At 66.1% G+C, this 12,989-nt stretch carries 13 protein-coding genes and 1 CRISPR repeat array; of the genes, 5 read left to right on the top strand and 8 right to left on the bottom strand.

Annotated elements, in window-relative coordinates; genetic code table 11:
- Positions 1–25: 25 nt before the first annotated feature.
- Together mmsB and mmsA are read right to left on the bottom strand one after the other, a co-directional pair.
- Positions 26–922, bottom strand: a complete 897-nt coding sequence (mmsB, locus tag AC1RB9_RS07060) for a 3-hydroxyisobutyrate dehydrogenase (protein ID WP_003453595.1) — start codon at positions 920–922, stop codon at positions 26–28.
- 15 nt (positions 923–937) lie between these two features.
- Positions 938–2,431 (bottom strand): CoA-acylating methylmalonate-semialdehyde dehydrogenase, encoded by a 1,494-nt coding sequence (gene mmsA, locus AC1RB9_RS07055; RefSeq protein WP_003092142.1) that lies wholly within the window; start codon positions 2,429–2,431, stop codon positions 938–940.
- A gap of 131 nt (positions 2,432–2,562) precedes the next feature.
- On the opposite strand from mmsA, the gene mmsR reads away from it, so the two are divergent.
- On the top strand, positions 2,563–3,486 hold the full coding sequence (gene mmsR, locus AC1RB9_RS07050; RefSeq protein WP_004345397.1) for an MmsAB operon transcriptional regulator MmsR: 924 nt from the start codon (positions 2,563–2,565) through the stop codon (positions 3,484–3,486).
- Between the two features lie 126 nt (positions 3,487–3,612).
- Positions 3,613–3,789, top strand: a complete 177-nt coding sequence (locus AC1RB9_RS07045; RefSeq protein ID WP_003104346.1) for a hypothetical protein — start codon at positions 3,613–3,615, stop codon at positions 3,787–3,789.
- Between the two features lie 7 nt (positions 3,790–3,796).
- Here the strand turns inward: AC1RB9_RS07045 and AC1RB9_RS07040 are convergent, their stop codons facing one another.
- Positions 3,797–4,975 carry a multidrug effflux MFS transporter gene (locus AC1RB9_RS07040; RefSeq protein ID WP_003092150.1) on the bottom strand — a complete coding sequence of 393 codons (1,179 nt, stop codon included), beginning with the start codon at positions 4,973–4,975 and terminating at the stop codon, positions 3,797–3,799.
- 365 nt (positions 4,976–5,340) lie between these two features.
- Here AC1RB9_RS07040 and nalD point away from each other — a divergent pair, with 365 nt between their 5' ends.
- Positions 5,341–5,979, top strand: coding sequence for an efflux system transcriptional repressor NalD (gene nalD / locus AC1RB9_RS07035; RefSeq protein ID WP_003092152.1), 639 nt, complete (start codon positions 5,341–5,343; stop codon positions 5,977–5,979).
- Here nalD and AC1RB9_RS07030 read toward each other — a convergent pair.
- Positions 5,958–6,155 (bottom strand): heavy-metal-associated domain-containing protein, encoded by a 198-nt coding sequence (locus AC1RB9_RS07030; protein ID WP_003453600.1) that lies wholly within the window; start codon positions 6,153–6,155, stop codon positions 5,958–5,960. The two genes, nalD and AC1RB9_RS07030, sit on opposite strands and share 22 nt — an antisense overlap.
- Before the next feature lie 182 nt (positions 6,156–6,337).
- Between AC1RB9_RS07030 and AC1RB9_RS07025 the strand changes: the two genes are divergently transcribed.
- Both AC1RB9_RS07025 and AC1RB9_RS07020 read left to right on the top strand, forming a co-directional pair.
- The gene (locus AC1RB9_RS07025) at positions 6,338–6,868 is read left to right on the top strand and encodes a cytochrome b (RefSeq protein WP_003092155.1); all 531 of its coding nucleotides are present in this window, start codon (positions 6,338–6,340) and stop codon (positions 6,866–6,868) included.
- Positions 6,869–6,967: 99 nt separating this feature from the next.
- Positions 6,968–7,390 (top strand): hypothetical protein, encoded by a 423-nt coding sequence (locus tag AC1RB9_RS07020; protein WP_003453603.1) that lies wholly within the window; start codon positions 6,968–6,970, stop codon positions 7,388–7,390.
- 1,093 nt (positions 7,391–8,483) lie between these two features.
- A CRISPR array of direct repeats spans positions 8,484–9,051; the repeat unit is 28 nt; unit sequence TTTCTTAGCTGCCTATACGGCAGTGAAC.
- 271 nt (positions 9,052–9,322) lie between these two features.
- On the opposite strand, the gene AC1RB9_RS07015 is transcribed toward AC1RB9_RS07020, so the two are convergent.
- From AC1RB9_RS07015 to ybaK, 4 genes are all read right to left on the bottom strand, one after another.
- Complete coding sequence (locus AC1RB9_RS07015; protein WP_003113065.1) at positions 9,323–9,637, bottom strand: hypothetical protein; 315 nt, start codon at positions 9,635–9,637, stop codon at positions 9,323–9,325.
- 351 nt (positions 9,638–9,988) lie between these two features.
- A complete protein-coding gene (locus tag AC1RB9_RS07010) occupies positions 9,989–10,774 on the bottom strand; it encodes a PhzF family phenazine biosynthesis protein (protein ID WP_003159513.1) in 786 nt (261 codons plus the stop codon).
- Positions 10,775–10,969: 195 nt separating this feature from the next.
- Positions 10,970–12,454 (bottom strand): glycerol kinase GlpK, encoded by a 1,485-nt coding sequence (gene glpK / locus AC1RB9_RS07005; RefSeq protein ID WP_003092161.1) that lies wholly within the window; start codon positions 12,452–12,454, stop codon positions 10,970–10,972.
- A 63-nt stretch (positions 12,455–12,517) separates the two neighbouring features.
- Entirely contained in the window at positions 12,518–12,988 is a 471-nt protein-coding gene (gene ybaK, locus AC1RB9_RS07000; RefSeq protein ID WP_003092163.1) for a Cys-tRNA(Pro) deacylase, read from the bottom strand.
- Position 12,989 lies beyond the last annotated feature (1 nt).

Raw genomic sequence — 12,989 nt, 5'->3', positions numbered from 1 at the left:
CGCCATCAACCTTTGGTCGTAGAGGTCAGTCCTTGCCGCGGTAGAGCTTCTGGATGCTGGAGAAGTCCAGCCCCTCGTGCTCGGCATCGGCCTGGGCGTGCAGGCTGAACAGGTTGCGCGCCAGCGCGCCGAGCGGCGTCGAGGCCTGCACCGCCTGGGCGTTGGCCAGCGCCAGGCCGAGGTCCTTGTTCATCAGGCGCACCTGGAAACCGCCGGCATAGCCGTTGCTCGCCGGCGCCTGCGGCATCACCCCGGGCCAGGGGTTGTAGAGGTTCAGCGCCCAGTTGCCACCGGAACTCTGCTTCATCACCTCGGACAGCACCGCCGGGTCGAGGCCGTTCTTCACCCCCAGCGCCAGGGCCTCGGCGGTGCCGGCCATGAGGATGCCGAGGAGCATGTTGTTGCAGATCTTCGCCACCTGGCCGGCGCCGTGATCGCCGGCGTGGAAGATGTTCCGGCCCATGTTCTCGAGGATCGGCCGGGCCCGCGCGAAGCCTTCGGCGGGGCCGCCGACGATGAAGCTCAGGGTTCCGGCGCGGGCGCCGCCGACGCCGCCGGAAACCGGCGCGTCGAGCAGGGTCAGGCCCTTCGCCGCGGCGGCCTCGGCGACCTTGCGCGCGGTCTCCGGGGCGATGGTCGAGCAGTCGATCAGCAGGGGCTTGGCGGCGACCCGCGCGAGCAGGCCGTCGTCGCCGAGATACAGGCTTTCCACGTGCTGCCCGGCCGGCAGCATGCTGATCACCACTTCGGCGCCTTCGCAGCACTGCAAGGCGCTATCGGCGCCCTGCGCGCCCTGCTCGACCAGGCTCAGCACGGCCTTGGGCTGCAAGTCGAAGACATTCACCCGGTGGCCAGCCTTGAGCAGGTTGGCGGCCATCGGCCCACCCATGTTGCCCAGGCCGAGGAATGCGATGTCGGTCATCGGTCCGTCTCCCTTTCAGCGCATCTGGATCGAGAAGTTGGTCCCGGCCACGCTGTCGCTGTCGAACCAGCGCGCGGTCACGGTCTTGGTCTCGGTGTAGAAGCGCACGCCCTGCTTGCCGTAGGCGTGCAGGTCGCCGTAGAACGAGCCCTTCCAACCGGTGAAGGAGAAGAACGGCAGCGGTACCGGAATCGGGATGTTGATGCCCACCTGGCCGACCTCGATGTGGTGCTGGAAGGTCCGCGCCGCGGCGCCGGAGCTGGTGAAGATCGAGGTGCCGTTGCCGTAGGGGCTTTCGTTGATCAGGCGGATCGCCTGCTCCAGGCTGTCGACCTCGGCCAGGCAGAGCACCGGGCCGAACACCTCTTCGCGGTAGATCGCCATGTCCGGGCGCACCCCGGCGAACAGCGTCGGGCCGACCCAGTTGCCGTCCGGGTATCCCTCGACCTTGTAGCCGCGGCCATCCAGCAGCAGTTGCGCGCCCTCCTCCACGCCCTGGCCGATCAGGCGCTCGATGCGCGCCTTGGCCTGCGGGTTGATCACCGGGCCGTAGCTGGCGCCGCTGTCGTCCCATGGGCCGGGGCGGACCTTGGCCAGCGCGTCGCGGATTTCCGGAATCCACTCGCGGGCGGCCCCCACCAGCACCGCCACCGAGATCGCCATGCAGCGCTGCCCGGCCGCGCCCACCGAGGCACCGACCAGGTTGCTGATGACCTGTGCCTTGTCCGCGTCGGGCATGATCACCATGTGGTTCTTCGCCCCGGCGAAGCTCTGCACGCGCTTATTGTGCGCGGTGCCGGTGTGGTAGACGTACTGGCCGACGGCGACCGAGCCGACGAAGGACACCGCCTTCACCTGCGGGTGCTTGAGCAACTGGTCGACCTGTTCCTTGCCGCCATGCACCACCTGCAGCACGCCCTTCGGCGCACCGGCCTCGAGGAACAGCTCGGCGAGCCGCACGCTGGTCAGCGGCACCTGCTCGGAAGGCTTGAGGATGAAGGCGTTGCCGCAGGCGATGGCCAGCGGGAACATCCACAGCGGGATCATCGCCGGGAAGTTGAACGGGGTGATGCCAACGCACACGCCCAGCGGCTGGGTGATGCTGTAGGTGTCGATGTTGCGGGCGACGTTCTCCACCGTCTCGCCCATCAGCAGCGAGGGCACGTTGCAGGCGTGCTCGACCACCTCGATACCGCGCCAGACGTCGCCCTTGGCGTCCTCGAAAGTCTTGCCCAGCTCGCTGGAGACGATCTTCGCCAGTTCGTCGTGGTGTTCCTTGAGCAACGCCTGGTAACGCAGCATCACCCGCGCGCGCTCGGAAACCGGGGTTTCCTTCCAACTGGCGAAGGTTTCGCGGGCACTGGCCACCGCCTGCTCGATCTGCTCCGCGCTGGCGCAGGCGATCTCCGCCAGGGTGCTGTTGTCGAGGGGATTGCTGACCGGGATGCGCTGGGCGCCGAGACCTTCGACGAAGGCTCCCGCGATGAGGTGGCGGACTGGGACTGACATGAACCCTCCTGCACCGGCCAGGCCGGCTTTTATTGTTGTGGCGGACTGGTACGAGGTCGATTCGGACCTCGCTTTGGCCAAGAAGCTATCACTGGGCGGAAGGTCGCGAGATCGACTAAATTGTGTTGTTCATGGACTATATTGCGGAGCCGGCTACCGACATGTCGCACACCTCCGACTGGCCCCTGCCGGCCGACAGCCTGCGCTTGCCGATCCCGGCGGCGCTGCTGGAGAAACTGGCGGTCCACCCGCTCAGCCGCGACCTCTACCCCACCTCCCTGGGCCACTACCGGCGCGCCCGCGACCACCGCATGAGCCGCGAGCGCCATGACGAGCACCTGCTGATCTATTGCAGCGAAGGCCAGGGCCTGTTGCGCGTGCGCGAGGGCGACGCCTGGCGCGAATACCGGGTCGGCAGCGGTGACCTGCTCTGGCTGCCGCCGGGCATGGCCCACGACTACGCCGCCGACGACCGCCAACCCTGGACCATCTTTTGGACCCACCTGCGCGGCGACAGCGCCACCTGGCTGCAACACAGCGCCGGCTACCGCGACACCCCGCTGCGCCATTGGGGCCTGCAACACGCCCTGCTCGGCGGCTTCGAGCAACTGCTGGAGGTGCGCCACAGCGGCTACCGCTTCCAGCACTTCCTGCTCGCCGCCAGCCGCCTGCGCAGCCTGCTCTGCCAGCTACCGCTGCTGCGCCCGCTGCGCGAGGGCAGCCTGGACCTCGACGGGCTGCACGCCTACATGCGCGAACACCTGCATGCGCGCCTCGAACTGGAACGCCTGGCGGCCTTCTGCAACCTGTCGAAGTTCCATTTCGTCAGTCGCTACAAGGCGATCACCGGCCGTACGCCTATCCAGCACTTCCTGCACCTGAAGATCGAGTACGCCTGCCAGTTGCTGGACAGCAGCGACCAGAGCGTGGCCCGGGTCGGCCAGGCGGTCGGCTACGACGACAGCTACTACTTCTCGCGCCTGTTCAGCAAGGTCATGGGTTTGTCGCCGAGCGCCTACCGGCAGCGGGTAAGGCAGGGCGAGGGAGGAGCCTGAAGCGCTCTGCGGCGGGGCTGTAAACGAAGCGGCGACCAGTTGTCGGCAAACTGATCCCGGTCAGTGTTTTCCGGGCCGACAGGACTAGACTGAAGCTCCCTTTCCAGCCCCGATGGATGAATCGCCATGAACATCCTCGTCCGCCCGTCGCAAACCCCGAAAGGCCAATGCTGGCAAGTCTGCCTCGACCAGCAGGCCGTCAACTTCCGTAGCGAAAGCGAGGCCCGGCGTTTCGTCGACCGCCTCGAGGCGCGCCTGCGCGCGCCCCATGTGCTGCCCGAACTGAAACAGCGAACGGCCTGATCCGCGCTCAGGCGGCCTGGCGCTCCAGGCGCCCGGTCTGCCAGGCGAGCAGGGTCGCGACCGCGCCGCAGACGGCGATCACCAGAGTCATGGGGATCGCCGTGCCGTCGTGGAGCACGCCGACCAGCGCCGAAGCGCCCGCCGCCACGCTGAACTGCAGGCTGCCCATCAGCGCCGAGGCGCTGCCGGCGTGCTGTCCCTGTCCGGCCATGGCGCAGGCGGAAGCGTTGGGAATGATGCAGCCGAGGCTGGCCACGCATCCGAACAGCGGAACCAGCAGCGGCCACAGCGTGGCCGGTTGCAGCGAAGCGATGCCCAGCAGGGCCAGGCCGCACGCCAGGTAGCCCCAGATGATCCGCCGCAGCCAGAACGCCGGCCCGCGATAGCGCAGCAGCCGCGCGTTGACCTGTGCCATGACGATGAAGCCCGCGGCATTGCTGCCGAACAGCCAGCCATAGTGCTCGGCGGGAATCCCGTAGAGCTGGATGAACACGTAGGGCGAACCGGCGATGTAGGCGAACATCCCGGCCATCGCCACCCCGCCGGAAAGGCCATAGGCGAGAAACAGGCGGTCGGCGAACAGCCGCCGGTACTGCCCCAGCGCGCCGGAAAGCGGCGGTCGCTCGCCGTCGGCCGGGATGGTTTCCGGCAGCCACAACGCCACGCCGAGGCCGGCCAGGGCGGCGAACAGGGTCAGGCAGACGAAGATCGATTGCCAGCCCTGCCAGTCCAGCAGCAGGCCGCCGGCCACGGGGGCGAGGATCGGCGCCAGGCCCATCACCAGCATCAACTGGGAAAACGCCTTGGCGGCGCCGATCGGATCGCACAGGTCACGCACCACTGCCCGCGAGATGACCATCCCGGCGCAGCCGCCGAGGGCCTGGACGAAGCGCGCGGCGATCAGCCACTCCAGGCTCGGCGCCAGGGCGCAGGCGGCCGAGGCCAGGGTGAAGATACTCACCCCCACCAGCAGCGGCAGGCGCCGGCCATAGCGGTCGGCCACCGGGCCGTAGAGCAACTGGCCGATGGACAGGCCGGCGAAGTAGGCGGCCAGGCTCAGCTGGACGTGCTCGACGTCGGTGGCGAAGGCCTTGGCCAGGGTCGGGAAGCTCGGCAGGTAGAAATCGATGGCCAGTGGCCCGAAGGCGCTCAGGGCTCCCAGTATCAGCAGGATGCGCAGGTTCATGGATCGCTCGGCACGGGGCGCGTCGGTGGCAGGCAAGGCACTTCCCTGCGCGGCTCCCGGCAAGCGGGACGACGACGCCTATCATTGAATCGTCTGTGAGGGCGGGCGGCTCCAGGCCTGAAGGCCGGTACTGGCGGGAAGATGCTACGGACAGCCGGGGAGTCGCCGAAAAAGCAGCGCGCAGCATAACACCGAAGACGCCCGCCGATCATGGCCGGAGACCGTGGAACCGCGGAATCCACGACTCATGAATGAGCAGCATTAGACAAAGGTGGTGTCGAAATACTTCGAGTCCGCCCGAGCGCGGCTAAAATCGGTACACTCCCCGCCCCGTTGCCGAGACCGATTCGACTACCCAGCACAGCATGCGACGCACAAAGGAAGATTCTGAAAAAACCCGTACGGCCATCCTCCTGGCCGCCGAGGAACTGTTCCTGGAAAAGGGCGTGTCCCATACCAGCCTGGAACAGATCGCCAGGGCCGCCGGGGTGACCCGTGGCGCCGTCTACTGGCACTTCCAGAACAAGGCCCACCTGTTCAACGAGATGCTCAACCAGGTACGCCTGCCGCCGGAGCAACTCACCGAGCGCCTGTCCGGCTGCGATGGCAGCGACCCGCTGCGCTCGCTCTACGACCTCTGCCTGGAGGCCGTGCAATCGTTGCTGACGCAGGAGAAGAAGCGCCGCATCCTGACCATCCTGATGCAACGTTGCGAATTCACCGAGGAACTGCGCGAGGCGCAGGAACGCAACAACGCCTTCGTGCAGATGTTCATCGAACTCTGCGAGCAGTTGTTCGCCCGCGACGAATGCCGTGTGCGGCTGCATCCGGGCATGACCCCGAGGATCGCCTCGCGCGCCTTGCACGCGCTGATCCTGGGCCTGTTCAACGACTGGTTGCGCGACCCGCGCCTGTTCGATCCGGATACGGACGCGGAACACCTGCTGGAGCCGATGTTCCGTGGCCTGGTGCGCGACTGGGGTCAGGCCAGCTCGGCGCCGTAGCCCTCCTCGCGGATCGCCTCGAGTACCTGGGTGCTGTCGAGCCGGCTGGCGACCCGGACTTCGCCGGCGCCAAGATCCACCTGGACTTCCGCCGCCGAATCCTTCGCCTGCACCGCATGGGTGATCGCCCGTACGCAGTGGCCGCAGGTCATGCCCTGAACCTTGAAGACTTGCATGGTATTGCCTCCTGTTGGTCATCGATGGGGCGATTTTCGACCTTGACATGGTGTCAAGGTCAATCCTCGAAATATCCGGTAACCGACAAAGCGTCAAGAACGGGTAAAGGCGGAGTAAAGAGGCTTAAACCCTACAAAGCACATGGTTAACATGTTCACCTTGTTCTTCACGAGGTAGAACCATGTCCATCCGCCGCTATTCCCCGTCACAGATCGCCCTGCACTGGCTCAGCGCCGTCGCGGTCCTGCTGATCATCGCCCTGCCCTACGGCGCCGACTTCTTCGCCGGCCTGCTCGGCGGCAAGGGCAACGTCTTCACCCTGCACAAGTCGCTGGGCGTGGCGGTACTCCTGCTGACCCTGACACGCCTGGCGCTGCGCCGCGTCCAGGGTGTCCCGGATACCCTGGAGGGGAACCCGGACTGGCAGCGCGCGGCCGCCAAGGCCGGGCATTTCCTGCTGTACGCGGTGCTGATCGTCATGCCGCTCTCCGGCATGCTCGCCGGCAAGCGTCCGCTGGACCTGTTCTGGCTGGTGCAGATCGGCCCGTTCGACCTGCCGGAAGCCTTCAAGGCGTTCGCCGGCGGCACCCACGTCACCGTCCAGTACCTGCTTTTCGCGCTGATCCTCGGCCACGCCGCCGCGGCCATCTGGCACCACCGCGTGCAGAAGGACGACGTACTGCGCGCCATGCTGCCGCAACGCGGCGCCTGACCCCAGCGACGGACGGGCACGCGGATGCCCGTCCCGACTTGTCCCGGGCCCCGGCTTCGGCCAAGCTTTTCCTTACGCCCCCCGCCGCCGAGGCCCGCCATGTTCCCCATCCTTCGCCCGCTGCTCCATACCGCTGCCCTGGCCTGCGCCCTCCCGGCGCTCGCCGCGGACCCGCAACCGGCCAGCGGCGGCTGGGCGCAACCCGACCCGGCGCCGATCGGCTATGCGGTGCTGAACATTTCCCGCGAGCGGGTCGAGTCCGGCACTGCCTGCGATATCGGCCTGTACGTCCACGACGAACTGGTCGGCAACCTGCAACCGGGCGCCAGCCTGGCCCTGAACCTGCAACCCGGCGCGGTGGACGTGCGTCTTGCGCCGAACGGTCCTGGCGACGCCTGCCGGAACGGCATGACCATCCTCGCCGGACAGACCCTGACCCTGCGCGCCGGGGAGATCCGCAACCTGCGCATTACCCTCGGTGCGGGCGGGCTCTACCTGGCGCCGGTGGCGGATGGGTACTGAGGGGTAGCGACTTGCCCCATGACTCAGGGCACGAAGGTGGCGTTTCGGCACAGGTGCCCGGGGACTGCCTGGAGGGCCGTGAATGCGTGCACTGGCCCCCAACTCCCGTCGCTGCCTGCACGGCAGTAAGGGGCAAGCTGCTGCTTAGCGCTTGAGCGGGCTTCATGTTTGCCGGTCAAGCTGCTTGTCCTGCTTGCCCTGGCCTCTTGTTTCGCCTTTGCAGGCGAGTTCCTTTTGCAAGCGCCCACAAGACTCGCCCTGCCACTCGGAGGGCATGCCAGGAGCCCGATCCGTAGGGCGAATAACCGCTTGCGGTTATCCGCCGGCTCTCCAGGGCATCGGCGGATACCGCCTGTGGCGGTATTCGCCCTACGGGACGTTCGAGCGGGCTTCATGTTTGCTGCTCAAGCTGCTTGTCGTGCCTGCCTTGGCCTCTTGTTTCGCCTTTCCAGGCGAGCTCCTTCTGCAAGCGTCCAAAAGACTCGCCCTGCCCCTCGGAGGGCATGCCAGGAGCCCGATCCGTAGGGCGAATGACCGCTTGCGGTTATCCGCCGGCTCTCCGGGGCATCGGCGGATACCGCCTGTGGCGGTATTCGCCCTACGGGACTATATCGCTCGCGACTTCTTAGCTACACGGCAGTGAGGGGGGACGCTGTTGCTTAGCGCTTGAGCGGGCGTCATGTTTGGTGGTCAAGCTGTTTTCTGTGCCTGCCTTGGCCTCTTGTTTCGCCTTCCCAGGCGAGTTCCTTTTGCAAGCGTCCAAAAGGAACCAAAAGACTCGCCCCGGCATCCGGCCCCAGCCGCTTCTCGGCTGGGGTGCCCTCGCTGCATCGTTGCTCCCGGCGGCACGCCGCCACGGTCCTTCGTGGACCGAGGCGGCTCTCGCGGCATCCTGCCACTCGTCCCCCTCCGCAACGATTCCGCTCGGCCTCCTGACGGGGCGGGTTTGCCGCCCCACCACTTGGAGGGCAAGCCTCACTTCGTGCATGCCAGGAACCCGATCCGTAGGGCGGATACCGCCTATGGCGGCATTCGCCCTACGGGACTACACGGCAATGAACGGCGCAGGCTGGCCGTTCTGCTCTTTCTTGAGTTTCTTAGCTGCCTATACGGCAGTGAACGACCGGCAGCAAGCCAAGGTGCAGTCGCTGCATTTCTTAGCTGCCTATACGGCAGTGAACAGATCGTCCTGGGCGGCAGGTCCGGATTGTCTTTTCTTAACTGCCTATACGGCAGTGAACTGGCCTCGCACCACTCGCATTGCTTTTCTCCATTTCTTAGCTGCCTATACGGCAGTGAACCAAGTCTTCGGACTCCTCGGGCCGCTGCTCGATTTCTTAGCTGCCTATACGGCAGTGAACATTATGCGGACCCTTGGCGGCATCCTGATGAATTTCTTAGCTGCCTATACGGCAGTGAACTGCATGTACCTCCAGTGGTTCGGGTATCTGCTTTTCTTAGCTGCCTATACGGCAGTGAACGATTCGACCGTCAGACCACGGCGACGCACAGCTTTCTTAGCTGCCTATACGGCAGTGAACGAGGACTTCGCCGATCCATATCCCGTCTACCATTTCTTAGCTGCCTATACGGCAGTGAACGACCTGGAGCCACTGAGCAGGCACGCCACCCATTTCTTAGCTGCCTATACGGCAGTGAACTAGCCCCGAAAACCTATAACCATTTGAAGGAAAAGGAAATACCGAGTTTTTCCTGCCAGAAACCCTCTTTTTTCGAGGTCTCGTAACTTGCTGATTTATAAGGGCGTAAGAAATCGTCCGAAAAAAGGGTCGGAAGTTTCGGGCAATTGGAGGCCGTTTCGCGAGGACCGGGACGGGCGGTGAGCCTCGCCGTTCGGGCGCGAAAGGTCTTGTGATGGGCGATGCCGCAAAGCCCCCGGCCAGGCCGGGGGCGTCGCGCCAGGGAGCGGCGCTACAGGCTCGGGTGGCCCGCCTCGATTTCGGACAAGGCATCGCTGAGCAGCGACAGCAACGCACCGTTGATGTAGGCCAGGGTGCCGCCGGGCTCTTCTTTCTCATCGAGCAAACGGGTCATGGCCAGGATGTTGATTGCCGACCTCAAGCGCACTTTCGCGTTGTCGAACAAGTGCGTGGGGAGTGCATGGGTGTCCACGTACAGGGTGGCGCTACGCGGACACATGTCGGCCTGGGAGGTGGGTAGCAGTGGGACGAAGCGGGGGGACGATTCTGTTACCTCGGGGTTGGACGTATCATTCGGCTTAGCCATGGGTCAGCTCCTTAGTAAGCTGGGTTGTGGTTAGCGGGTCGTAGGTGTTCCACCACCTGCGGCCCGCGTCCTTCCGCCCTCAAAAACAGAGGGCAGTGCCGTTCGTCCTGTCCCTGCGGGATGGATTTGCCGGCCCCTCCATCATCCTCCTACTGGGTTTTTATCCAATTCCCGGGCTTCTGAGAGAGCCTGCGGAAATGTCCGGGGGAGCTGTCCGGCGTTTCCAGGGCCTGTAGGGCGAATACCCCGGATAAGCGGCGGATAACCGCAAGCGGTTATTCACCCTACGGATCAGGGCTTCGGTATGTGGAGGTCTGGCATGCACGAGGCATCCCCCTCCTGAAGCGCCCCTCAGCCCAATCGAATCCTTCCGCTCGCCACCAGCACCGCATGCCCGGCGATACTCACCCGCTCGCCCTCCAACCGGCACCACAGCTCGCCGCCGCGCGCCGAGCACTGCTGGGCGGTCAGCGACAGTTTGTTCAAGCGCTGGGCCCAGTAGGGAATCAGGCTGCAATGCGCGGAGCCTGTGACCGGGTCTTCGTCGACGCCCATCGCCGGGGCGAAGAAGCGCGAGACGAAATCCTTCTGCAGACCCCGCGCGGTGACGATCACTCCACGCCAGGGCAGCCGCGCCAGGGCCGCGAAGTCGGGGCGACAGGCGCGCACCGCCTCTTCGGACTCGAGCAGCACCAGCAGCTTGTCGGTGGAGCCCAGCACGTCCACCGGCGGCAGGCCCAGGGCCTGCTCCAGCTCGACGGTGCTACCGACCTCGCTCGGATACTGCGCGGGGAAATCCAGGACCAGCCGCTCGTCCTCGCGGTTGACCCGCAGCGCACCGGAGCGCGAGATGAATTCCAGGCGCTCGCCCGGCTCGTCGTAGACCTCGAACAGTACGTGGGCCGCAGCCAGTGTGGCGTGGCCGCAGAGCGCCACCTCGACGCTCGGGGTGAACCAGCGGATCCGCCAGGCCTCTCCTTCACGAACGACGAAGGCGGTCTCGGAGAGGTTGTGCTCGGTCGCGATCATCTGCATCAGCTCGTCCGCCAGCCAGGCGTCGAGGCGATAGACCACGGCGGGATTGCCGCTGAACGGACGGGAAGAAAACGCGTCGACCTGGTGGAACTCGAGCTGCATGGCAGACCTCCTGGGAACGATCGCCACAGCATGCCGCCGCAGGCTCCGGGATGGGCGATACAGTGCGATCTTTTCCGATCGTAACAGTGGGACTTCGCCCTGCCTTCGACCCATTGCCCGAGCGGGCGTTTGCGGCGACCTGCCGGCGTTGTGAAGCCGCCGGCAAAAACGCCGCCTTTTTCCGCGAAACGCCGCTCAGGCCTCGCTGCGCACCCGTCGCACCGCGTTCTGCCAGCCGGCGTAGAGTTCGCCGCGGCGCTCCTCGGCCATGTGTGCGGCGAAGCGGCGCTGCAGGTGCCAGTGGCTGGCGATGTCGTCCAGGTCGCGATAGAAGCCGGCCTTCAGCCCGGCCATGTAGGCCACGCCGAGGGCGGTGGTCTCGGTGACTTCCGGGCGCTCCACGGTGACACCAAGGATGTCGGTGAGAAATTGCATCACCCAGTTGTTCACCACCATCCCGCCGTCCACCCGCAGCGCGCTGGGCGGCGTGCCGTCCTGGCGCATCGCTTCGAGCAGGTCGCGGGTCTGGTAGCAGACCGATTGCAGACCGGCGGTGACGATCTCCTTGATTCCGGTGTCGCGGGTCAGGCCGAAGATCGCGCCGCGCGCCTTCGGGTCCCAGTAGGGCGCGCCGAGGCCGGTAAAGGCCGGCACCAGGTAGACGCCGTTGGAGTCGCCGGCCTGGATCGCCAGGGCTTCGCTCTCGTGGGCGTGGTCGATCAGCTTGATGCCGTCGCGCAGCCATTGCACCGCGGCGCCGGCGACGAAGATGCTGCCCTCCACCGCGTAGCTGACCTTGCCGTCCAGACGGTAGCCGACCGTGGTGAGCAGGCGGTTCTTCGAGGTCACCGGCTGCTCGCCGGTGTTCTGGATCATGAAGCAGCCGGTGCCGTAGGTGCTCTTCACCATGCCCGGCTGGAAGCAGGCCTGGCCGATCAGCGCGGCCTGCTGGTCGCCGGCCATGCCCAGCACCGGGATCGCCGCGCCAAGCAGCGACGGCTCGCTGACGCCGAACTCCGCCGCGCAGTCGAGTACCTCCGGCAGCAGGCTGCGCGGGATCTCGAACAGCGCCAGCAATTCCTCGTCCCAGTCCTGGCTGTGGATGTTGAACAGCAGGGTGCGCGAAGCGTTGGTCGCGTCGGTGCGATGGGAGCGGCCGCCGGTCAGGCGCCAGAGCAGGAAGCAGTCGACGGTGCCGAAGCGCAGCTCGCCGCGTTCGGCGCGCTGGCGGGCGCCGGGCACGTTGTCGAGGATCCAGCGCAGCTTGGTGGCGGAGAAATACGGATCGATCAGCAGCCCGGTGCGCGCGCTGACGTTCGCCTCGTGGCCGGCGGCCTTGAGTTCGGCACAGTAGTCGGCGGTACGACGATCCTGCCAGACGATGGCCGGGTGGATCAGGTCGCCGCTGGCGGCGTCCCAGACCAGCGTGGTCTCGCGCTGGTTGGTGATGCCGATGGCGGCGATGTCGGCCGCGCGCAAGCCCTTGCGGGCGAGCGCGTCGCGACAGACCTGGAGGGTGGTCAGCCAGATTTCCTCGCCGTCGTGCTCCACCCAGCCGTCCTTCGGGAAGTACTGCTTGAATTCCTGCTGGCAGCTCGCCACCGGCAAGCCCTGGGCACTGAACACGATGGCGCGGGAGCTGGTGGTGCCCTGGTCGATGGCGAGGAGATAGTGGGACATGGAAAACCTGACAGATTGAAAAGTAAGACGAATGCCGACCGCTAGGCCGGCGGGATTAGCGGCTCATTCGCGGCCGATGGCGGCGAACGAACCCTGGGTCAACTGGGCCAGCACCTCGGCCGCCAGCTCCACTTCCAGCCCGCGCCGTCCTGCGCTGACATGAATGCTCGGGTACTGCCGCGCGCTTTCATCGATGAAGGTACGCAGGCGCTTCTTCTGCCCCAGCGGGCTGATCCCGCCCACCAGGTAGCCGGTAGCCCGCTGCGCCGCCTGCGGATCGGCCATGTCGGCCTTCTTCGCCCCCGCCGCATGGGCCAGGGCCTTCAGGTCGAGACTGCCGATCACCGGCACCACCGCCACCAGCAACTCGCCCTTCTCCGTGGCGGCGAGCAGCGTCTTGAACACCCGCTGCGGGTCCAGGCCGAGCTTTTCCGCGGCCTCCAGGCCATAGGAAGGTGCCTTGGGGTCGTGGCTGTAGCTGAGCACCTTGTGCTCGGCGCGGGCCTTTTTCAGCAGGTCGATGGCAGGGGTCATT

The organism is Pseudomonas sp. 20-5 (genome assembly GCF_056782835.1).
The sequence above is the reverse complement of the archived record's forward strand: the minus strand, read 5'-3'. Positions and strand labels throughout refer to the sequence as shown.

Coding starts and splice junctions, on each gene's coding strand:
- mmsB (WP_003453595.1), bottom strand. CDS start 922: ATGACCGACATCGCATTCCTCGGCCTGGGCAACATGGGTGGGCCGATG.
- mmsA (WP_003092142.1), bottom strand. CDS start 2,431: ATGTCAGTCCCAGTCCGCCACCTCATCGCGGGAGCCTTCGTCGAAGGT.
- mmsR (WP_004345397.1), top strand. CDS start 2,563: ATGGACTATATTGCGGAGCCGGCTACCGACATGTCGCACACCTCCGAC.
- AC1RB9_RS07045 (WP_003104346.1), top strand. CDS start 3,613: ATGAACATCCTCGTCCGCCCGTCGCAAACCCCGAAAGGCCAATGCTGG.
- AC1RB9_RS07040 (WP_003092150.1), bottom strand. CDS start 4,975: ATGAACCTGCGCATCCTGCTGATACTGGGAGCCCTGAGCGCCTTCGGG.
- nalD (WP_003092152.1), top strand. CDS start 5,341: ATGCGACGCACAAAGGAAGATTCTGAAAAAACCCGTACGGCCATCCTC.
- AC1RB9_RS07030 (WP_003453600.1), bottom strand. CDS start 6,155: ATGCAAGTCTTCAAGGTTCAGGGCATGACCTGCGGCCACTGCGTACGG.
- AC1RB9_RS07025 (WP_003092155.1), top strand. CDS start 6,338: ATGTCCATCCGCCGCTATTCCCCGTCACAGATCGCCCTGCACTGGCTC.
- AC1RB9_RS07020 (WP_003453603.1), top strand. CDS start 6,968: ATGTTCCCCATCCTTCGCCCGCTGCTCCATACCGCTGCCCTGGCCTGC.
- AC1RB9_RS07015 (WP_003113065.1), bottom strand. CDS start 9,637: ATGGCTAAGCCGAATGATACGTCCAACCCCGAGGTAACAGAATCGTCC.
- AC1RB9_RS07010 (WP_003159513.1), bottom strand. CDS start 10,774: ATGCAGCTCGAGTTCCACCAGGTCGACGCGTTTTCTTCCCGTCCGTTC.
- glpK (WP_003092161.1), bottom strand. CDS start 12,454: ATGTCCCACTATCTCCTCGCCATCGACCAGGGCACCACCAGCTCCCGC.
- ybaK (WP_003092163.1), bottom strand. CDS start 12,988: ATGACCCCTGCCATCGACCTGCTGAAAAAGGCCCGCGCCGAGCACAAG.